Here is an 18,282-nt window from a genome sequence, read left to right as displayed (position 1 = left end):
GCTATCGGTGCGGGTATGTCGCGGCGGCAGGTGGGGCAGGCGCCGGTCCAGAGGGCGAGGAGTGTCTGCAGTTCACGGACGATCTGGTAGAGACTCAGACCGCCGCTGTGTCTTTTGGGGCGCGAGCCATGCGCCTGAGGGTGCAGAAGGCATGGGCGGCGGAGACGAGGGTGACATGGTGGTGCCAGCCGCCCCAGGTGCGGCCTTCGAAGTGGGCAAGTCCCAGGGCCTGTTTCATCTCCCGGTAGTCGTGCTCGATGCGCCAGCGCAGCTTGGTCAGCCGCACCAGGGTGGCCAGTGGCATGCCGGAGGGCAGGCTGGACAGCCAGAACTGCACCGGCTCGCTCTCGGTGGCGGGCCATTCGGCCAGCAGCCAGCGTTCAGGCAGCTCGGGAGCGTCCGTGGTCTTGCGTAGGCCCCGTCCGGCGGGCCGGACCCTGAGGGCGACGAACCGCGAGTACATGCGCTTGAAGCCGTTTCGGCCCGTGCCCGGCCGGGAGCCTACCCGCCAGGAAACCGGCCGTGCAGCCGCCCGGCCGGCCGCGATGACCAGGTCTTTCACCGTCTGCGCAGGGTCGGGGTACTGCGCTTTCGGTGGTAACCGGTGCCCGCGTAGGGGGGCTGGACGGGCCGGGCGTCGGCCGGATGGGCGGTGTGGCGGCAGGAGATCCCGACCGCATAGGGCAGGCTGCGTTCCTCCAGCCCCAGACGGAAGGCGGCGGCATCGCCGTATCCGGCATCCGCCACGACCAAGGGGACATCGACGCCCCACGACCGGGTTTCGTCGATCATGTCCAGGGCCAGCTGCCACTTCTCCACATGCCCCACCTGGGCGGGGATGCCGCAACGGCCGCGGCGGGCGACCTTGGCCGCATCCGCCTGTCCAGAGGCCGGATCCCATGAAGCGGGCACGAACAGCCGCCAGTTCACTGCGGCCGAGGCCTGCTCACGGGCCAGGTGCAGCGACACTCCCACCTGGCAGTTGGTGACCTTGCCCGCGGTGCCGGTGTACTGCCGCGACACACACGCAGACGCGTCCCCGTCCTTGAGGAAGCCGGTGTCGTCAACGATCAGCGCCTCCGGACCGATCGCCTCGTGCATCCTCCAGGCCAGCCGGGCCCGCACATGCGCCGGATCCCACGGGCTGGAGGTGATGAAGTGCGCCAGCGCCTGCCGGTTGCCGTCCTCGCCGAGGCGGGCTGCCATCGGCTCCACCGACTTACGCCGCCCGTCCAGCAGCAGCCCTCGCACATACGCCTGTCCCCACCGCCGCTGGTCCGCACGGAAGAACCCGTCGAACAACTCCGCCGCGAACGCCTCCAGGTCCCCCCGGGCCTCGGTCATCTCCTCAGGTGTCACACCACGACAACGCCACCCACGAGGCAACAGACACGCCACTCAGGAGTGAAGATGACCAAGCCCTACTAGGCGGTGCCGGGCGGGGACCAGGGCCGGCCCTCCATCAGGTTGCCGAGCCCCGCCCACGCGAAGTTCATGAGGGTCGCCGCGGCCTGCCGGGCCGTGACACCGGGGGTGGCGTTGGCCCAGGCGGCGAGGGACTCGGCGGCGCCGACCAGGGCCTCGGCAAGGCCTGCCACCTCGCGCTCGGGCAGGTCAGGATCCCGGTGGGCGGCACGGGCGGCGACGACGATGAGATGGGTGACGAACGCGACGAGCTCCTCGCGCATCGCGGCGATCTCGGCGGCGAAGGGCTCGCCGTGGGTGCGGGCCTGGAGGTGCAGGATCGACCAGCCGTGGGGGTGTTCGGCGGTGTGGGCGAAGAACGCCTGGAGCCCGTCCCAGAGTTGGCGGTCGGCGGGCAGCCCCGACCGGACGCCGTCCCGCACCGCCTGCGTCAGCGCCTTGCCCTCACGGCGTATGCACGCCGTGAACAGGTCTTCCTTGGAATTCAGATACAGATACACCAACGGCTTGGACACGCCCGCCAGTTCGGCGATCTCGTCCATCGACGCGGCCATGTACCCCCGCTGGCCGAAGGTCCGTACGGCGGCGTCGAGCATCTGCTGCTCCCGGACCGCCCGCGGCATCCGCTTGGTCTTCACGGCACCCATGAGGGCAAGCCTAGTTGGGCCCCCGGGCGCTCAACGCGGGGAAGGCGCTAGGAAGTCTGGCCCTCGGCCCGCGCGGTGTCGTCCGCCGCGTCCTCCTGGTTGCGGTTGGCCTCCAGGTTCGACTTCATCCGGTCGACCTTCTGGACGATCTGGACGGACGCCCGGTCCCGCTCCTTGCGCAGCGCCACCCAGCTGACCGGCGCCGAGAGCACCAGGGCGAGCAGGAGGACCCACAGGAAGTTGGAGTCGCCGAAACCGCGCGGGAAGACGCCGGCGTAGACAGCGCCCCAGACGACCAAGAAGCAGCCCGCGAAAATACCGAGGCGCATCAGCGTGTAGCGGAGCATCTCAATCCACACTTCCGTTTCGAACGGTCCTTACGCCACATACGGGCCCCGTCCAGTGAAGCACGCCCGGGACCCGATCTTGCACGGGGGTGGCGCGGACCCCTCACAGCAGCGGCAGCAGCATGGTGATGTCGTCCCGGTCGTCCCCGGGGGCGACACGGATCGCGCCCGGCACCCGGCCGACCTCCTTGTAGCCGCAGGAGCTGTAGAACCGCTCCAGGCCGTGACCGCCCCGGCAGCCGAGCCGTATGGCGTCGATGCCCTCGAAGCCGCGGGCCGCGTCGGCGGCGGCCGCCAACAGGTCCCGGCCGTACCCCTTGCCCTGGTGCCGCGGGTGGACCATCACGGTGTAGAGCCACACCCAGTGGTTCATCAGCCGGTGCGTGTTGAAGGACAGGAACCCGGTCGCGGCCACCTCCCCCGCCTCGTCGTGCCCGACGAGCAGCCGGACCCGGCCCTCGGTCATCGCCGCGAGGAGCTTCACGAACTCGGGCCGTATCTCCTCCCGGCTCACCGGCGCCACGAACCCCACGGCACCGCCCGCGTTGGACACATCGGCCCAGAGATCGAGGACGCCGTCGCGGAGGGCAGGAGTGACGGAGGGGTCGAGAGTAAACGTAAGGGACATACAGGCAGGCTATCCCTTACCCCAGGGCGTGCACAGCCACTTTCAGATCGGCCACCAGCCCCCGGTACGCCCCCTCCCGGTCCTCGGCCCGGAGCACCGCCGACGGATGCACCGTCGACACCAGCCGCTCCGGCCGCCCGTGGATCTCCCGCTCCAGGACCGTCCCGCGCACCTCGGAGACCTTGAACGACGACCCGAGCAGCGCCTTCCCCGCCGTGGCGCCCAGCACCACGATCAGCTCGGGCTCGACCGCAGCCAGCTCGGCGGCGAGCCAGGGTCCGCAGGCGGCCGTCTCCCGCAGGCTCGGCGCCTTGTGGATACGGCGCTTGCGGGGTTCGTCCCACGTGAACTTGAAGTGCTTGACAGCGTTGGTGACATACGCCTCACTCGGGTCGATACCGGCCTCCGCCAGCGCCCGGTGGAGCAGCTTCCCGGCGGGCCCGACAAACGGCCTGCCCTGCCGGTCCTCCTGATCCCCCGGCTGCTCCCCCACCAGCATCACCCGCGCGTCCGCCGCGCCCTCGCCGAACACGGTCCGCGTGGCCTCGCGGTGCAGGGGACAGCCGCGGCAGCCCGCGGCCGCCCTGCGCAGCGCGGCGAGACCGCCACGGGCGGGGAGGAAGGGCTCGGCGGTGTAGGCGTCCTCGGGTGCCTTCGTGACCGTCATGCCGGACGGGTACCCGTCCGGCCGGCGGCGTCACGTCACACGCGCATGGGCTGCGGGGACTCGCGGCGTGCCGGGTCCGGCCCGTCGTACTCGCGGATGATCTCGTACCGCGTGTTCCGCTCCACCGGGCGGAAGCCGGCGTCGCGGATGAGGTCCAGCAGGTCCTCGCGGGTCAGCTTGTTCGGGGTGCCGTAGTTGTCGGCGTCGTGGGTGATCTTGTACTCGACCACCGAGCCGTCCATGTCGTCCGCGCCGTGCTGGAGGGCGAGCTGGGCGGTCTGCACGCCGTGCATCACCCAGAACACCTTGACGTGCTGGATGTTGTCGAACAGGAGCCGGGAGACGGCGAAGGTCTTCAGCGCCTCCGCCCCGGTGGCCATCTGGGTCCTGGCCTGGAGCCGGTTGCGGATCTTCCCGTCCTTCATGTCCACGAAGTCGTGCTGGTAGCGCAGCGGGATGAAGACCTGGAAGCCGCCCGTCTCGTCCTGCAGCTCACGCAGCCGCAGCACGTGGTCGACGCGGTGGCGGGGCTCCTCGATGTGGCCGTACAGCATGGTGCACGGGGTCTTGAGGCCCTTCTCGTGCGCCAGGCCGTGGATCCGGGACCAGTCCTCCCAGTGGGTCCGGTGGTCCACGATGTGCTGACGGACCTCCCAGTCGAAGATCTCCGCGCCACCGCCGGTGAGGGACTCCAGGCCCGCGTCGATGAGCTCGTCGAGGATCTCGGAGGCGCTGAGTCCCGAGATCGTCTCGAAGTGGTGGATCTCCGTCGCCGTGAACGCCTTCAGCGACACGTTCGGCAGCGCGGCCTTCAGCTCGCGCAGCGAACGCGGGTAGTAGCGCCACGGCAGGTTCGGGTGCAGGCCGTTGACGATGTGCAGCTCGGTGAGGTTCTCCGACTCCATCGCCTTCGCGAGCTTGACGGCCTCCTCGATGCGCATCGTGTACGCGTCCTTCTCGCCCGGCTTGCGCTGGAACGAGCAGTAGGCGCAGGAGGCCGTGCACACGTTGGTCATGTTGAGGTGGCGGTTGACGTTGAAGTGCACGACGTCGCCGTTCTTGCGCGTCCGCACCTCGTGCGCGAGGCCGCCCAGCCAGGCCAGGTCGTCCGACTCGTACAGCGCGATGCCGTCCTCGCGGGTCAGGCGAACACCCGCCCGCACCTTGTCCTCCAGCTCGCGCTTGAGCCCGACGTCCATGCCCACACCTTTCTCCGACAGCCCGACCAACCTACTCCCCCGTCCTTCGGGCGGGCGGTGCCCCCGTACGGCGCCGCGCGCCTACACCTCTTCGGGCAGTTCCCCGACCCGGTTCTCCCACTTCGTGGACAACACGATGGTGGTACGGGTCCGGGAGACGCCCTTGGTCCCGCTCAGCCGCCGGATGGTCTTCTCCAGCCCGTCCACGTCCGTCGAGCGCACCTTGAGCATGAAGGAGTCGTCGCCGGCGATGAACCAGCAGTCCTCGATCTCCGGCAGGTCCTTCAGCCGGCGGGCCACGTCCTCGTGGTCGGCGGCGTCGGAGAGCGAGATGCCGATCAGGGCGGTGACGCCGAGGCCGAGAGAGGCGGCGTTCACCGTGGCGCGGTAGCCGGTGATGACGCCGGCCGCCTCCAGCCGGTTGATGCGGTCGGTGACGCTGGGCCCCGACAGGCCGACGAGACGTCCCAGCTCCGCGTAGGAAGCCCGGCCGTTCTCTCTCAGGGCCTGGATGAGCTGCCTGTCCACCGCGTCCATGCGATCGAAGCCTTCCGCTGAAGAGTTCCAGAAGTAATGAGAGTTGCTGCGACTTGCTCAGATGGCGATCACGCCGTGCGGGTTCCGCCACCGAGTTCGCCCGCCCAGCGGCGGTAGAGGCCGTGTGCGACACCCGCCGCGTCGAGGACCCGTCCGGCGACGAAGTCCACCAGGTCCTGGATGTGGGTCGCCCCCGCGTAGAAGGCCGGCGAGGCGGGCACCACGGTCGCGCCCGCATCGTCCAGGGCGACCAGGTGCCGCAGGGTCTGGCCGTTCAGCGGGGTCTCCCTCACGGCCACGACCAGCTTGCGGCGCTCCTTCAGGGTGACGCTCGCCGCACGCTGGAGCAGGTCCTTGGAGAGCCCGAGCGCGACGCCCGCCACACAGGCGGTGGAGGCGGGCACGATGAGCATCCCCTTCACGGGGTACGACCCCGAGGACGGCCCGGCCGCGAGGTCGCCCGCGTTCCAGTACCGCACCCCCTCGACGTCCGCATCGAAGGTCCCGGGCTTTCCGTCCGCCCCACGAGCCAGCCATTCCCGCAGGTCATCCTGCCAGTGGGCGTCCCGGAAGGAGATCCCCGTCTCATCGAGCAGGGTGAGCCGCGAGGCCCGGCTGACCACCAGGTCGACGCTCTCACCGGCCGTGAGCAGCGCACGCAGCACAGCGGCCGCGTACGGGGTCCCGGATGCTCCGGACACCCCCACGATCCAAGGCACGCGCTGCGTTTCTCCTGCGTTCACACCTTGAGCGTACCGGTGGGGCGGGGTGTGCTCAGGACCGGTGGGTCGGCTGCGGATCCGGCCGTCCGGCGAGCCGCCGGACCGCCGGATCGAACCCCGCGTCGGCGGGGAGCACCTTGAGGGGGAACGGACTCATCCGTATCAGCCGGACGGACTACAGCGTCAGCCCCCGCACCAGCAGATCGATCAAGGCGCATACGAACAGACTGATCCCGATGAAGCCGTTGGTCGAGAAGAACGCCCTGTTCAGGCGGGACAGGTCATGTGGGCGGACGATCGAGTGTTCGTAGACGAACGCGGCCGCGACGATCAGCAGGCCCAGCCAGAAGAACGCACCGGCGCCAGTGAGTACCGCGTACCAGACGAACAGGGCCGTGGTGAGGGTGTGGCAGGCGCGGGCGCCCCAGATGGCCGCGGGGATGCCGAAGCGGGCCGGGACCGACATGACGCCGATCTCGCGGTCGGTCTCGACGTCCTGGCAGGCGTAGATCAGGTCGAAGCCGCCGATCCAGATGCCGACGGCGAGGCCGAGGACCACCGCGTCCCAGGACCACGTGCCCGAGATGGCGAGCCAGCCGCCGACCGGGCCCATCGCCTGGGCCAGGCCCAGGATCGCCTGCGGGAAGTTCGTGAACCGCTTGCCGTAGGGGTAGACCACCATCGGGATCACCGCGATGGGGGCCAGGGCCAGACAGAGCGGGTTCAGCAGGGCCGCCGAGCCCAGGAAGATCACCAGCGCGATCAGCGCGCCGGTCCAGGCGTGCCTCACCGACATCGCGCCGGTCACCAGCTCGCGGTGGGCGGTGCGCGGGTTACGGGCGTCGATCTCGCGGTCGATGATCCGGTTGACCGCCATGGCGAACGTACGCAGGCCCACCATGCAGATCGTGACCAGCAGCAGCCGGCCCCAGTGGATGTTCCTGTCCCACTCGAACATCGCGGTCAGCGCGGCGATGTAGGCGAAGGGAAGCGCGAAGACCGAGTGCTCGATCATCACCAGGCGCAGGAACGCCTTGGTGCGTCCCGGCTGCGGGAGTGCCGCGGAGGCGCTGCTCACAGGCCGTACTCCTTCCAGCGGCGGTCCACCAGGGCCGCCGTATCCGGGTCCGACAGAACCATCTCCGGCCATCCGCCGTCCCTCGTGTAGCCCTCCTCGGGCCACTTCCTCGTCGCGTCGATGCCCGCCTTGCCGCCCCAGAACTGCTGGTAGGAGGCGTGGTCGAGATGGTCGACGGGCCCCTCCACGACCGTGAGGTCACGGGCGTAGTCCGTGTTGCCGAGGGCCCGCCAGGCGACCTCGTGCAGATCGTGCACGTCGCAGTCGGCGTCCACGACGACGATCAGCTTGGTCAGGGACATCATGTGGGCCCCCCAGACCGCGTGCATCACCTTCTGCGCGTGCTTCGGGTACTTCTTGTCGATCGAGACGATCGCACAGTTGTGGAAGCCGCCGGCCTCGGGCAGGTGGTAGTCCACGATGTCCGGGACGATGATCTTCAGGAGGGGTAGGAAGAAGCGCTCCGTGGCGCGGCCCAGGGGACCGTCCTCGGTCGGCGGGCGCCCCACGACGATCGACTGGAGCAGCGGCCGCTTCCGCATCGTCACGCAGTCGATCTTCAGCGCCGGGAAGGGCTCCTGCGGTGTGTAGAAGCCGGTGTGGTCGCCGAAGGGGCCCTCCGGGAGCATCTCGCCAGGCTCCAGCCAGCCCTCCAGGACGACCTCGGCGTTCGCCGGGACCTGGAGCGGAACCGTCTTGCAGTCGACCATCTCGATGCGCTTGCCCGCGACGAAGCCGGCGAACAGGTACTCGTCGATGTCACCGGGGAGCGGGGCGGTCGAGGCGTAGGTCACGGCCGGGGGGCAGCCGAAGGCGATCGCCACCGGCAGGCGTTCCCCGCGCCTGGCCGCGACCTGGTAGTGGTTGCGGCTGTCCTTGTGGATCTGCCAGTGCATGCCGATGGTGCGCCGGTCGTGCCGCTGGAGGCGGTAGAGCCCGAGGTTACGGACCCCGCTCTCCGGATCCTTGGTGTGCGTGAGCCCCAGGTTGAAGAAGGAGCCGCCGTCCTGCGGCCAGGTGAACAGGGCGGGGAGCGTGTCGAGGTCGACGTCGTCGCCCCGCAGGACGACCTCCTGCACCGGAGCGTCCTTGATCTTCTTCGGCGGCACGTGCGTCATCGCGCCGAGCTTCCCGAACGCCTCGCGCACCCCCACGAAGCCGTGCGGCAGCTCGGGCCGCAGCAGCCCGCCGATCTTCTCGCTGATCTCGCCGTACGACTTCAGGCCGAGCGCCTTCAGCAGGCGCCGGTCGGTCCCGAAGACGTTCATCGCGAGGGGCATCGCGGAGCCCTTCACGTTCTCGAAGAGCAGCGCCGGACCGCCGGACTTCTGCACCCGGTCGACGATCTCCCCGACCTCCAGGTACGGGTCGACCTCGACCTTGACGCGCTTGAGGTCGCCTTCACGCTCCAGCGCCCTGAGCAGGGAACGAAGATCGTCGTAAGCCATGTGACCCAGTATCGGCCACGGGCTAACCTGGGCCCGTCACCGGGGCCGTCTCACTCTGCCGAGGGATCTCACGCCAATGCTCAGGTATCTCCCCTTCCTGCTGGTCCTGGCGCTGTGGATCTACGCGTTCGTGGACTGCCTCAACACGCCCGAGGAAGAGGTGAGCGGGCTGCCGAAGGTGGCGTGGGTCATCATCATCCTGCTCTTCGGCGAGGTGCTGGTCGGCCCGGTCGCCTGGCTGATCGCCGGCAAGGTACGGGCCCCGGCCCCCGCCCGCTGGGTCGCCCCCGACGACAACCCCGAGTTCCTGAAGTCCCTCAGGAAGAACGAGCCCGAGGCCGAGTGATGGAGCTGAGGCTGCTCGTCACCTTCGAGAAGGTCGCCACCGCCTTGAGCTTCACCCGGGCCGCGGCCGAGCTGAAGTACGCCCAGTCCAGCGTGACCGGCCAGATCCGTGCCCTGGAGTCGGACCTGGGCGCGGAGTTGTTCGACCGGCTCGGCAGCCGTATCCGGCTCACGGAGGCGGGCGAGCGGCTGCTGCCCTACGCCCGGCGGATGATCGAGCTGGCCGAGGAGGCGCGGACGGTGGTGGCCGACGCGGACGAACCGGCCGGAACCCTCGCCATCGGCACGATGGAGTCGCTGACCTCCTACCGGCTGCCGCCGCTCCTCGAACTGTTCCACCACCGCTACCCCCGGGTGCGGCTCTCGCTGCGCACCACCATCGGCGACGAGACCCGGCAGGCGCTGCGGCAGGGCACGTACGACCTGGGCTTTCTGATGGAGGAGCAGACCGAGCACGCCGGGCTGGAGGGCGTGGTGCTGGCCGAGGAGCCGCTGGTGCTGGTGGCCGCGCCCGGACATCCGCTGGCCGGGAAGCCGGTCGCGACGGCGGACCTGGTACGGCAGCCGCTGCTGGCGACCGAGCCCGGCTGCGCCTACCGGGACCTGTTCGAGCGGGAGCTGACCGCCCTCGCCCCGGTGGACTTCATGGAGTTCGGCACGATCGAGGCCACCAAACGCGCGGCGGCGGCCGGCCTCGGGAGCGCGCTGCTGCCCGAGGTGACGGTCGCCGCCGAACTTTCGGAGGGTTCTCTCGTACGACTGGCGTGGGAGCCGTCGTTCACGCTTCGCACGCAGCTGGCGTGGCGGGCCGGGAAGCGGCTTCCGGCGCATGCGCGGCTGTTCGTGGAGCGGGCGCGGCAACTGGTCGCCGAGCAAGGGTGACCTTCAGGCTCGCCGTCACGATCAGCGGTACGCCCAGCGCCTGGACGAGGCCGATGTGGTGGCCGTACACCGCCCAGTCCATGACCATCGCGACGGCCGGGTAGACGAAGGCGAGGACGGCGATCTTCGAGGTGGCCAGCCGGGCGTAGGCGGCGTACATCAGGACGTACATCACCCCGGTGTGGATCAGCCCGAGCCCGGCCAGCCAGCCCCAGTCCCACCCCGTTCCGCTCATCGCGCCGAAGTCGGCGAAGGGAAGCAGCAGCGGGATGCCGACGAGGACCTGGACGAGGGCGATCAGGTGCGGGCGTACCCCGGTGATGCGCTTGGTGACCAGGGTGGACAGACCGTAGAGGAGGGCGGCGAGCAGGGCCTGTCCCACGCCGACGGCATACGTCCCGCCCCCCGTGAAGTCTTCGGGTGTGACACCGGAGACGAGGATCAGCCCGGCGAAGGCGAGGGCGATCCACCCCACCGTGGCGGCCGTGAGCCGCTCGCGGAACAGCAGGGCGCCAAGCAGGACCACGTAGAACGGCTGCGTGTGGTAGACGACTGTCGCCACGGAGATGGACGTGTTCTCGTACGACTGGAACAGCAGCACCCAGTTGAAGACGATGAACACACCGCCGAGGACGGCCAGTCCGAGGGTGCGCGGGGTGAAGCCGTGGTCGCGCAGCCAGCCGCGGGCGACGACGTATGCGCCGAGGGCCAGGGCGCCGAACAGGACGCGGAAGAACACGACGTCGAAGGGCGAGGCGCCCGACTCGACGACGAAGACGCCGAGGGTGCCGGAGAGCACCATCGCGATCGTGAGCTGGGCCGTGCCCTTGGTCTCTGGGGTCATGCCGTCGAAGCTACGAGCGGGCACGCGTGCCGGTCCACGCGCCGGTGGGGCGTCCTGCCGATGGGCTCATCGGCGCTGCCGATGAGCCCGGGTCAGCCGGCGTCAGCGCAGGCGGGACGAAGACAGGATCGACAGCAGGTGCGCCGGGACCATCACCCAGGTGATCACGGCGAGCGTGCCCAGCGCCCAGCGGGTGGGCTCGATGCCGCCGGTGATCTCGCCGGCGAGCGCGGCGACGAGCAGCACCAGGGACGCCTCGATGCCGTTGGTGACGCGGTGGATCTTGAAGGCGGCGGCCAGCCTGCGCACCGTCGCGACGCCCTGCGAACGCGGCCGGGTCGCCTCGTCGTCGGCGACGGTCAGTCCGCGCCGGGCGCGTGCCACGTCCACCAGGTCGGTGGAGGCCTTCAGCAGGACGACGCCGAGCGCGGTGGCGATGCCGACCGACACCCAGCCGCCGTAACCCGATTGCGCCGCGTGGAAGCCGGCGCCCGCCATCAGCGCCGCGTCGGCGAGATAGGCCCCGAGCCGGTCGACGTAAATGCCGGTCGCGCTGTTCTGCCCCTTCCAGCGGGCGACTTCGCCGTCCACGCAGTCGAAGAGGAGGAACAGCTGCATCAGCACCGCGGCCAGGACGGCGCCCGTCAGACCGGGTATGAGCAGGGCCGCGCCGGAGGCGATCCCGCACACCATCATCGTCCAGGTCAGCTGGTCCGGGGTGACGGGAGTGCGCACCAACTGCCGGGTGAACCGCAGCGAGACCTCCCGCATGTACAGCCGGCCCGCCCAGTGCTCGCCGTTGCGGCTCGCCAGCTTGGCCTGCGGCTGCACGACCTCCCGCAGCTCCTCCAGAACCGGAGCGGCAACCATGACTTCCTCCCACCACCGGGGGCCGACTGCCGCTTCACGCGGCGATTGATCGGGCCAGGGTACAGAGTGGGTTTCCCGGCGCTTTACCGAGGCCACCCCTGAAGACCCCCGTACGTTGGGCATGTTGTCCCGGTGCCGGCGCCTGTGCCCGAGGAGAGTGAACGCATGGATCAGCAACAGGCCCGCGCCTGGCTCGCCACCGCCGTCGCCGAGGCCCGCGCCGAGCTCGCCGAGGGCGGCATCCCGATCGGCGCGGCCCTCTACGGCGCCGACGGCACCCTCCTCGGCCGCGGCCACAACCGCCGTGTGCAGGACGGCGACCCCTCGATGCACGCGGAGACGGCCGCCTTCCGCGCGGCGGGGCGACAGCGGTCGTACCGGGGCACCACGATGGTGACCACCCTCTCGCCCTGCTGGTACTGCAGCGGCCTGGTCCGCCAGTTCGGCATCTCCCGGGTCGTGGTCGGCGAGGCGGCCACCTTCCACGGCGGCCACGACTGGCTGGCCGAGCACGGCGTGGAGATCGTGCTCCTGGACGACCCCGAGTGCACGGCACTCATGCATGAGTTCATCGAGGACAACCCGGCCCTGTGGAACGAGGACATCGGTGAGTGAGCATCGGCCCCGCATCCCGACCATCGATCTGCGCCCCTGGCTCGACGGCGGCCCCGAGGCGCGCGGGGACATCGCCCGTACCGTCGACCGGGCCCTGCAGACCGCCGGATTCCTGCTCGTGACCGGGCACGGGGTGGAGCCCGGGCTGCGCTCGGCCGTCCGGGAGGCCGCGCGCCGGTTCTTCACGCTGCCCGTCGAGGCCAAGCAGGCGTACGAGGCGAAGGTCGGCGGACGCGGGTGGCTCGGGCCGGGGGCGGAGGCCAACGCGTACGCGGAGGGGACCGAGACCCCGCCGGATCTGAAGGAGTCCCTGACCTTCGCGACGCACGAGCCGTTCGAGGACCCGGTGGTCAACGCCGAGTGGTACGCGCCCAATGTGTGGCCGGGCGAGGTTCCCGAACTCCGGCCGCTGTGCGAGCGGTATCTGGGGGAGATGGCCGCGCTGGAGAAGCGGCTCCTTTCCCTGCTCGGTCACGCCCTCGGGCTCGAACCGGACTTCTTCAGCCGGCACATGGACCATCCGACGTACGGCTTCAACATCAACTGGTACCCGGGGACGGAGGTGATCGGCGAGCCGCTGCCGGGGCAGTTCCGGATCGGTCCGCACACCGACTTCGGGACGGTCACCATTCTGGACCGGCAGGCGGGCAGGGGCGGGCTCCAGGTCCACACGGACGAGGGCGGATGGCGGGACGCGCCCTTCGACCCCGCCGCCTTCACCATCAACATCGGTGATCTGATGGCCCGTTGGACCGGGGACCGATGGCGGTCGGGCCGGCACCGCGTGCTCCCGCCGCCCTCGGACGCACCCACCGAGGAGCTGGTGTCCCTCGTCTACTTCGGCGAATGCACCCCGGGCACACTCGTCGAGTCCGTCCCGGCCCCGGTGGGCCGGGTGGCGTACCCGCCCGTCGACTCACATGTGTACCTGCGCGAGAAGCTGGACTCGATCACCGTGGATTGATGGGCCTGATCATGTCGACAGTTTCGTAATCCAACGGACACCACGCGATCTGGCACGAAGCAACTCCCCCTTCCTACACTGGCGTTGAGGGGGGATGCGGTGCACAGACGTCTGCACGGACGGGGGGCCCTGTTCGACACGGATCCGGCCGGCCTGGCTCCGAGGCTCGTGGGTCTGCGCCCTTACCAGCACCGTGCACATCCGTTCGAGCACCCGGCGGAGCCGCCCTTCGTCATGCTCACGGGCGCGCGAGGCCTGGGCAAGAGCGCGGTGCTCGGCGAGCTGCGGGAGGCCTACAAGGGCCACACGCCGGTCGCGTTGGTCGACTGTGCGGACGCGCAGTTCGCGGGACCGCCCGCGGACCGGCCCGCCGAGTCCTGGTCACCGGTGGCGCAGGCGCTGCTGGTCATCGCCGAGCAGCTCGCGGAGCCGGTGACCGGAGCCGGCCGGATCACCTTTCCCCGGCTGATGTCGGGCCTGGTGGCGGTGGCGGCCGGCGGCTGGAGCGACGCCGACTCGGAGCGGATCCGGCGCGAGGTCGAGCGGATCCTGCTGCTGAACGAGAGCGGGTCGTGGATCAGCGGCTTCGCCGGACGCTGGGCCGGGAAGGTGGCGGCCAAGGTGGTCGCCGCGGCGACCGGCAGCGGGCCGTTCCTGTCGGGGGCGATCGAGGCCACCCTGGAGTCCGTCGCGGAGGGCTTCGCGAGCCGCCGGCACCAGAAGGCGTCGGTCTGGTACCGGACCTATCCGAACGCGGGCGGACACGCCCAGCGCGGACTGATCCTGCTCTCCGGGCACTTCCGGGCGGGCGGCACCTCCCGCGAGCACGCCGAGCGCCATCTGGTGCGGGCCCTGCTCGCCGATCTGACCGAGGCGTACGCGGGCATGCTGCCGCGCATGCAGCGGCTGGGGCGGCCGCTCGTCCTCATCGACAACGCGCAGGCAGCGCCCGGTCCGGGGCTCCTGGAGGCGGTGCTGCGGGACCGCTCCGAGGGGACGGCCGACCAGGTGGCGTTCATCGGCGCGCTGCGCGGCGACGGGCGGGAGAGCTTACGCAACGCCGTACGGCATGCGCTGCCCGAAGTGGCCCGGCGCAGCGACTGGACCCCGGACGCGGCCGTGCCGTCCTCCCGGGCGCTGCTGGTGTCGCTGCCGCCGCTCACCCCCGACGACACCCTGCACATCGTGGGCGCCGTCTGCGACGAGACCCCGGTGCCGCCCCAACTCCCGCACGCCACCCACCGGCTGACCGGCGGCAACCCGCTCGGCATCGTCCTGCTCGCCGAGTCGGCCGCGCAGAACCTGCCGCAGGCGGCATCGCTCGGCGAACTGCTCACCGCGGACGTCCGGCTGCACGAGGACCACGCCGGCTCCCCCACCTATCTCGAACTCCTCGACCGGCTGGTGCCCGCCGACCGGCTGGACGAGCTGACCGTGCTGGCCGCGGCCCACGACCACGACTCGGCCTGCGCCCTGGCCGCGGCCCTGCTCCCGGACGACTTCGGCCCGGCGGACGTACGGGCCCTGCAGACCCGGCTCGCCCAGGAGGGACTGCCGGGTGCGCCGGGCCAGTTCGTCGGCGATCCCTTCGTACGGACCCTGCTGCTGCTCCGGCTGCATCTGCGGGAGCCCGACCACGGGCAGTGGCGCACCGCCCACGAGACCCTGATCGCCCACTACGAGCAGGCCACCGAGCCCGTGGACGCCTTCCGGCTGCACCACGAACTCGCCCTGGGGACAACCGCGTCGGCGGTCGCCCAGCTGCGCGACTCCTTCCACACCCTCGACACCAGCGCCTGGCTGCGCATGCTCCGCTTCGTCGCGTCGGCGCCGTACTTCCACGCGCACGACGCCGAAGGACGCGACTTCGGCGGCCGGGACGACCGGCGGGCCGCGGTGGCCCTCGGCCGGACGGACGCCGCTCAGGACGTGCCGGAGGGCGTGGACGCCGTACTGCATCTGCGCATACGGCGGTTGCTGCACGCGGTGTGGCAGCTGGCCGATCCGCTGGTGCTGCCCGATCCGAAGGTCGCCGACCGGCTGCGGTTCGAGCTGGAGCAGTTGTCCAATCTGCGGCCCGCGGGCAACGCGCTGCTGTGGCGGGCCTCGCGGGACTGGCCGGCGGCCGCGCTCGCCGGTCGGGCGCCGGCCGGCCCGGACGACGAGGACGACCCGGACGACCGGAGCGGGGGGACGTGATGGCACGCAGGGGTCTGGGCACTTGGCTGCGCGAGGGCGTCTGGGAGATCCCGCTCCGCCGCTATCTGGCGCTCCTGGTCGCGGCTTGCCTGGTGGCCGGCCTGGTCCTCGCCGTGCGCACCCTCGCGCACGACGACCGCTCCTGCGCGCCCGGAGTGGCACGTCCGAAGGACAGCGACGAGTGCGTGGGCGTGGCGACGACGGCGTACGACTTCGGGCATCCCGAACTCCGGGACACGGTACGGGCGATCGAGCGGGAGAACGGCCGCCTGAAGCCCGGGAGTTATGTGACGGTGGCGCTGATGCTGCCGTACACCGCGACCGCCACGGCCAGTCTCAGCGACATACTGCACGAGTTGCAGGGCGTGTTTGTGGCGCAGTACCGGGCGAACCACGGCTCCAACGGCGAGGCCCCGGCGATCCGGCTGGTGCTCGCCAACCCGGGGGCCACCGGCGCCCATTGGCGGCAGATGGTCGACCGGCTGGCGCGGATGACGACGACCTCGGACCGGCTGCGGGCGGTCGCCGGGGTGGGGCAGAGCACCGACAACAACCAGGAGGCCGTCAGGGAGCTGACCCGGCGGGGCATCCCGGTGGTCGGCTCCTCCATCACCGCAGACGACCTCGCCAACGGCCAGGGCGGCAAGGACCCCTATCCGGGTCTTGCCCGGGTCTCGCCGACCAACACCGACGAGGCCCGCGCACTGGCCTCCTTCGCCAAGGTCGGCGCGGGCAAGGCGCTGCTGGTGTACGACAAGCCCGGGGACCCGTACACCCGGACGCTGCAGAAGTCGTTCGCCGCGCTGATCAAGGGGTCGCCCTACGAGCCGCAGCCGTTCACCCCGCCCGCCGACCGCACCCAGGAGGGCACGACCGCCAACACCTTCCGGCAGATCACCCATCTGGTGTGCGACACGTCCAAGGAGACCGACACGATCCTGTTCGCGGGCCGGCACACCCAGCTGCGGCAGTTCATCAACGCGCTGGGCGGACGTGGCTGCCAGGAGCGGAAGTTCACGGTGCTGACCGGGGACGAGGGCTCGTATCTGACCGGTGAGAAGGACCTGAACCGCGGCGCCCTCGGGCACAACCTCGCCGTCCGCTACACCGCCCTCGCCCATCCGGACGCCTGGGTGAGGGATCCCGCGAGGTCGGGCGGCTCGGCGGCGGACGCGCGGGTGCTCCAGGAGCAGTTGGCGAGCGCAGAACGGCGGCCGGTCGGACCGATCGGCCCGGTCGCCCTGGACGACGGTCAGCTGATCATCGCGTACGACGCCTTCCAGCTGGCCGTGCACGGCATCCGCGAGGCTGTCCCCGACGGGCGGAAGATTCCGGCGCTGACCGATGTGGGACTGCAGTGGCCGCAGGTCAAGGGCTCGCTGCGGGTCGACGGGGCGAGCGGCTGGATCTGCCTGGACGTGCACGGCAACCCGTACGACAAGGCCGTACCGATCGTGGAGCTCTCCCCGGAGGGCGGCTCCCGGTTCGTACGGATCGCCTGGCCGGAGGGGAAGCCGCCGGCGAAGGAGTGTCTGCCGCCGTCCTAGGCCGCACCCTCGACGATCTCGATCAGGCGTTCGAATCGGGTCCGCCAGGCAGGCTCCGACTCCCCGTCCCCCCGGTACTCATGGGTGAAGCGCAGGGCGCTCGCCGTCTCCCCGTCCCGCTCCAGATGGAAGCGGACCCGGCCGCCGCCCTCCAGCGTGTACTCGGCGACCCGGTCCACGTCCCACGCGGTGATGTGCCCGCTGCCCAGGTCACGCAGGGTGACCGCACCGCCGAGCCGGGGTTCGAGGACGTCGGCGACGGTGAACCAGCCCGCGAGCCCCTCCGGGGTGGCGAGCGCGGGCCAGACCGTGTCCATGGGCCTCGGGAGCCGCACCAGGAAGTGGAGGATGTGCGTGTTCCCATGGGTCTGGCTGATGCCCTGTTCGATGGAACCGCTCATGACACCAGCGTGACCCGTCACGGAGGGTTCCGCACGTGGTTACGGGCGCTGACCCGCCTTGTCGACGATTGCGCGGCGGAGGACGGAGGTGTTGCCCAGGACGTCGCCCTTCTTGATCCCGGACTTGGGCAAGTCGGCCGTGGCCACCTCGCGCTCACCGAGGAACTCATGGGTCTTCGGTCGAAGATCCACTCGTCCAGGTCGCCGGCCTCCACCTTCGCGCCGCGATGATCTGGATCAAAGACCTCACCCGCAGCAACCCTTGATCGCGACTCGACGCCTAAGGCATGGACATGATCGGCGACGGGTCAGTAACCTGCTTCCAGACCAGCCTGTCGGTCATCCACAACCGACGGCGCACAGCCGGCCCGACCAGCCGGCCCGAACAGAGGGGGATCTTGTGCTCAACAGGAAGACGCTCGGCAAGAGGAAGCTCACCTCGCTCCTCTCGACACCGCTGCTGCTCGGCGGCATCGCCGTGGCCGCGCCCATCGCCGTGGCCACCCCGGCCTTCGCCGCGCCGCACGGCTGCGGGTACCACCAGATCAACACCTACTCGATCAGTTCGACCTGCCATTACGGCCCGGGAGAGCAGCGGGCCAAGATCCGCTGCACCGACGGCATCAGCGGCGACACGTACATCGCCTACGGCCCGTGGAAGCAGTGGTACCAGAAGTCCGTGGCCGAGTGCGGCGCGCCCCAGCGGACCAGCGCAAAGTTCATCGACACGCAGGTCAGGGACTGACCCGCAGGCCGGACAGGCTCCAGATGTATTGATCACGAGCGTTGTCAACACCGGCCGGGCTTGATCAGGGCGAAGACCTCCGGTGTGGTGGAGCCGTCCAGGACTGCACCGCACGGAGGTCGGGACCTGTTCCCGAGTGGTGGACACCTCCTGCCCGGCCCCGGTAGGGGCC

The 18,282-nt window shown here is 70.5% G+C and carries 20 protein-coding genes and 1 pseudogene; 7 read left to right on the top strand and 14 right to left on the bottom strand.

Annotation, left to right across the window (positions count from 1 at the left end):
• Positions 1-94 precede the first annotated feature (94 nt).
• The 10 genes and pseudogenes from N8I87_RS23045 to N8I87_RS23000 form a co-directional block, all read right to left on the bottom strand.
• Positions 95-1,344 (bottom strand): annotated as a pseudogene (locus tag N8I87_RS23045) (IS701 family transposase).
• An 80-nt stretch (positions 1,345-1,424) separates the two neighbouring features.
• Entirely contained in the window at positions 1,425-2,072 is a 648-nt protein-coding gene (locus N8I87_RS23040; protein ID WP_263211313.1) for a TetR/AcrR family transcriptional regulator, read from the bottom strand.
• 47 nt (positions 2,073-2,119) lie between these two features.
• Positions 2,120-2,419 (bottom strand): DUF4229 domain-containing protein, encoded by a 300-nt coding sequence (locus tag N8I87_RS23035; RefSeq protein ID WP_263211311.1) that lies wholly within the window; start codon positions 2,417-2,419, stop codon positions 2,120-2,122.
• Between the two features lie 103 nt (positions 2,420-2,522).
• A complete protein-coding gene (locus tag N8I87_RS23030) occupies positions 2,523-3,047 on the bottom strand; it encodes a GNAT family N-acetyltransferase (protein ID WP_263211309.1) in 525 nt (174 codons plus the stop codon).
• A 16-nt stretch (positions 3,048-3,063) separates the two neighbouring features.
• The gene (locus N8I87_RS23025) at positions 3,064-3,714 is read right to left on the bottom strand and encodes a UdgX family uracil-DNA binding protein (RefSeq protein WP_263211307.1); all 651 of its coding nucleotides are present in this window, start codon (positions 3,712-3,714) and stop codon (positions 3,064-3,066) included.
• Positions 3,715-3,749: 35 nt separating this feature from the next.
• Complete coding sequence (gene mqnE, locus N8I87_RS23020) at positions 3,750-4,913, bottom strand: aminofutalosine synthase MqnE (RefSeq protein WP_263211305.1); 1,164 nt, start codon at positions 4,911-4,913, stop codon at positions 3,750-3,752.
• 81 nt (positions 4,914-4,994) lie between these two features.
• Positions 4,995-5,450 carry an Lrp/AsnC family transcriptional regulator gene (locus N8I87_RS23015; RefSeq protein WP_263211303.1) on the bottom strand — a complete coding sequence of 152 codons (456 nt, stop codon included), beginning with the start codon at positions 5,448-5,450 and terminating at the stop codon, positions 4,995-4,997.
• Positions 5,451-5,518: 68 nt separating this feature from the next.
• A complete protein-coding gene (locus N8I87_RS23010) occupies positions 5,519-6,169 on the bottom strand; it encodes a UbiX family flavin prenyltransferase (RefSeq protein WP_263216609.1) in 651 nt (216 codons plus the stop codon).
• A gap of 178 nt (positions 6,170-6,347) precedes the next feature.
• Positions 6,348-7,250 (bottom strand): menaquinone biosynthesis prenyltransferase MqnP, encoded by a 903-nt coding sequence (gene mqnP / locus N8I87_RS23005; protein ID WP_263211301.1) that lies wholly within the window; start codon positions 7,248-7,250, stop codon positions 6,348-6,350.
• Positions 7,247-8,698, bottom strand: coding sequence for a menaquinone biosynthesis decarboxylase (locus tag N8I87_RS23000; RefSeq protein WP_263211299.1), 1,452 nt, complete (start codon positions 8,696-8,698; stop codon positions 7,247-7,249). The genes mqnP and N8I87_RS23000 overlap by 4 nt, the downstream gene beginning before the upstream one ends.
• Before the next feature lie 76 nt (positions 8,699-8,774).
• Between N8I87_RS23000 and N8I87_RS22995 the strand changes: the two genes are divergently transcribed.
• Positions 8,775-9,044: a PLD nuclease N-terminal domain-containing protein gene (locus tag N8I87_RS22995; RefSeq protein WP_263211297.1), complete on the top strand. Its 270-nt coding sequence runs from the start codon at positions 8,775-8,777 to the stop codon at positions 9,042-9,044.
• Positions 9,044-9,925 (top strand): LysR family transcriptional regulator, encoded by an 882-nt coding sequence (locus tag N8I87_RS22990; protein WP_263216607.1) that lies wholly within the window; start codon positions 9,044-9,046, stop codon positions 9,923-9,925. The genes N8I87_RS22995 and N8I87_RS22990 overlap by 1 nt, the downstream gene beginning before the upstream one ends.
• On the opposite strand, the gene N8I87_RS22985 is transcribed toward N8I87_RS22990, so the two are convergent.
• Together N8I87_RS22985 and N8I87_RS22980 are read right to left on the bottom strand one after the other, a co-directional pair.
• The gene (locus tag N8I87_RS22985; RefSeq protein ID WP_263211295.1) at positions 9,822-10,769 is read right to left on the bottom strand and encodes a DMT family transporter; all 948 of its coding nucleotides are present in this window, start codon (positions 10,767-10,769) and stop codon (positions 9,822-9,824) included. The two genes, N8I87_RS22990 and N8I87_RS22985, sit on opposite strands and share 104 nt — an antisense overlap.
• Before the next feature lie 102 nt (positions 10,770-10,871).
• Entirely contained in the window at positions 10,872-11,639 is a 768-nt protein-coding gene (locus N8I87_RS22980; RefSeq protein WP_263211294.1) for a CDP-alcohol phosphatidyltransferase family protein, read from the bottom strand.
• 165 nt (positions 11,640-11,804) lie between these two features.
• Between N8I87_RS22980 and N8I87_RS22975 the strand changes: the two genes are divergently transcribed.
• From N8I87_RS22975 to N8I87_RS22960, 4 genes are all read left to right on the top strand, one after another.
• Positions 11,805-12,254, top strand: coding sequence for a nucleoside deaminase (locus N8I87_RS22975; protein ID WP_263211292.1), 450 nt, complete (start codon positions 11,805-11,807; stop codon positions 12,252-12,254).
• Positions 12,247-13,218: an isopenicillin N synthase family dioxygenase gene (locus N8I87_RS22970; RefSeq protein WP_263211290.1), complete on the top strand. Its 972-nt coding sequence runs from the start codon at positions 12,247-12,249 to the stop codon at positions 13,216-13,218. Before N8I87_RS22975 ends, N8I87_RS22970 begins: the two co-directional genes overlap by 8 nt.
• A gap of 99 nt (positions 13,219-13,317) precedes the next feature.
• Complete coding sequence (locus N8I87_RS22965) at positions 13,318-15,417, top strand: hypothetical protein (RefSeq protein WP_263211288.1); 2,100 nt, start codon at positions 13,318-13,320, stop codon at positions 15,415-15,417.
• Positions 15,417-16,964, top strand: a complete 1,548-nt coding sequence (locus tag N8I87_RS22960; protein ID WP_263211286.1) for a type 1 periplasmic-binding domain-containing protein — start codon at positions 15,417-15,419, stop codon at positions 16,962-16,964. Before N8I87_RS22965 ends, N8I87_RS22960 begins: the two co-directional genes overlap by 1 nt.
• Here the strand turns inward: N8I87_RS22960 and N8I87_RS22955 are convergent.
• Entirely contained in the window at positions 16,961-17,365 is a 405-nt protein-coding gene (locus tag N8I87_RS22955; RefSeq protein WP_263211284.1) for an SRPBCC family protein, read from the bottom strand. The genes N8I87_RS22960 and N8I87_RS22955 overlap by 4 nt on opposite strands.
• A 39-nt stretch (positions 17,366-17,404) precedes the next feature.
• Positions 17,405-17,557, bottom strand: coding sequence for a hypothetical protein (locus N8I87_RS22950; RefSeq protein WP_263211282.1), 153 nt, complete (start codon positions 17,555-17,557; stop codon positions 17,405-17,407).
• Positions 17,558-17,765: 208 nt separating this feature from the next.
• Here N8I87_RS22950 and N8I87_RS22945 point away from each other — a divergent pair, with 208 nt between their 5' ends.
• Positions 17,766-18,110, top strand: a complete 345-nt coding sequence (locus N8I87_RS22945; protein ID WP_263211280.1) for a hypothetical protein — start codon at positions 17,766-17,768, stop codon at positions 18,108-18,110.
• Positions 18,111-18,282 lie beyond the last annotated feature (172 nt).

Origin of the sequence: Streptomyces sp. HUAS 15-9 (assembly GCF_025642155.1) — a bacterium.
Classification (GTDB): Bacteria; Actinomycetota; Actinomycetes; order Streptomycetales; family Streptomycetaceae; genus Streptomyces.
Note: the sequence above shows the minus strand (reverse complement) of the source record. Positions and strands in the feature narration are given on the sequence as shown.

Coding starts and splice junctions, on each gene's coding strand:
- N8I87_RS22960 (WP_263211286.1), top strand. CDS start 15,417: ATGGCACGCAGGGGTCTGGGCACTTGGCTGCGCGAGGGCGTCTGGGAG.
- N8I87_RS23030 (WP_263211309.1), bottom strand. CDS start 3,047: ATGTCCCTTACGTTTACTCTCGACCCCTCCGTCACTCCTGCCCTCCGC.
- N8I87_RS22955 (WP_263211284.1), bottom strand. CDS start 17,365: ATGAGCGGTTCCATCGAACAGGGCATCAGCCAGACCCATGGGAACACG.
- N8I87_RS22990 (WP_263216607.1), top strand. CDS start 9,044: ATGGAGCTGAGGCTGCTCGTCACCTTCGAGAAGGTCGCCACCGCCTTG.
- N8I87_RS22995 (WP_263211297.1), top strand. CDS start 8,775: ATGCTCAGGTATCTCCCCTTCCTGCTGGTCCTGGCGCTGTGGATCTAC.
- mqnE (WP_263211305.1), bottom strand. CDS start 4,913: ATGGACGTCGGGCTCAAGCGCGAGCTGGAGGACAAGGTGCGGGCGGGT.
- N8I87_RS22975 (WP_263211292.1), top strand. CDS start 11,805: ATGGATCAGCAACAGGCCCGCGCCTGGCTCGCCACCGCCGTCGCCGAG.
- N8I87_RS23025 (WP_263211307.1), bottom strand. CDS start 3,714: ATGACGGTCACGAAGGCACCCGAGGACGCCTACACCGCCGAGCCCTTC.
- N8I87_RS23035 (WP_263211311.1), bottom strand. CDS start 2,419: ATGCTCCGCTACACGCTGATGCGCCTCGGTATTTTCGCGGGCTGCTTC.
- N8I87_RS23040 (WP_263211313.1), bottom strand. CDS start 2,072: ATGGGTGCCGTGAAGACCAAGCGGATGCCGCGGGCGGTCCGGGAGCAG.
- N8I87_RS23000 (WP_263211299.1), bottom strand. CDS start 8,698: ATGGCTTACGACGATCTTCGTTCCCTGCTCAGGGCGCTGGAGCGTGAA.
- N8I87_RS23015 (WP_263211303.1), bottom strand. CDS start 5,450: ATGGACGCGGTGGACAGGCAGCTCATCCAGGCCCTGAGAGAGAACGGC.
- N8I87_RS22980 (WP_263211294.1), bottom strand. CDS start 11,639: ATGGTTGCCGCTCCGGTTCTGGAGGAGCTGCGGGAGGTCGTGCAGCCG.
- N8I87_RS22985 (WP_263211295.1), bottom strand. CDS start 10,769: ATGACCCCAGAGACCAAGGGCACGGCCCAGCTCACGATCGCGATGGTG.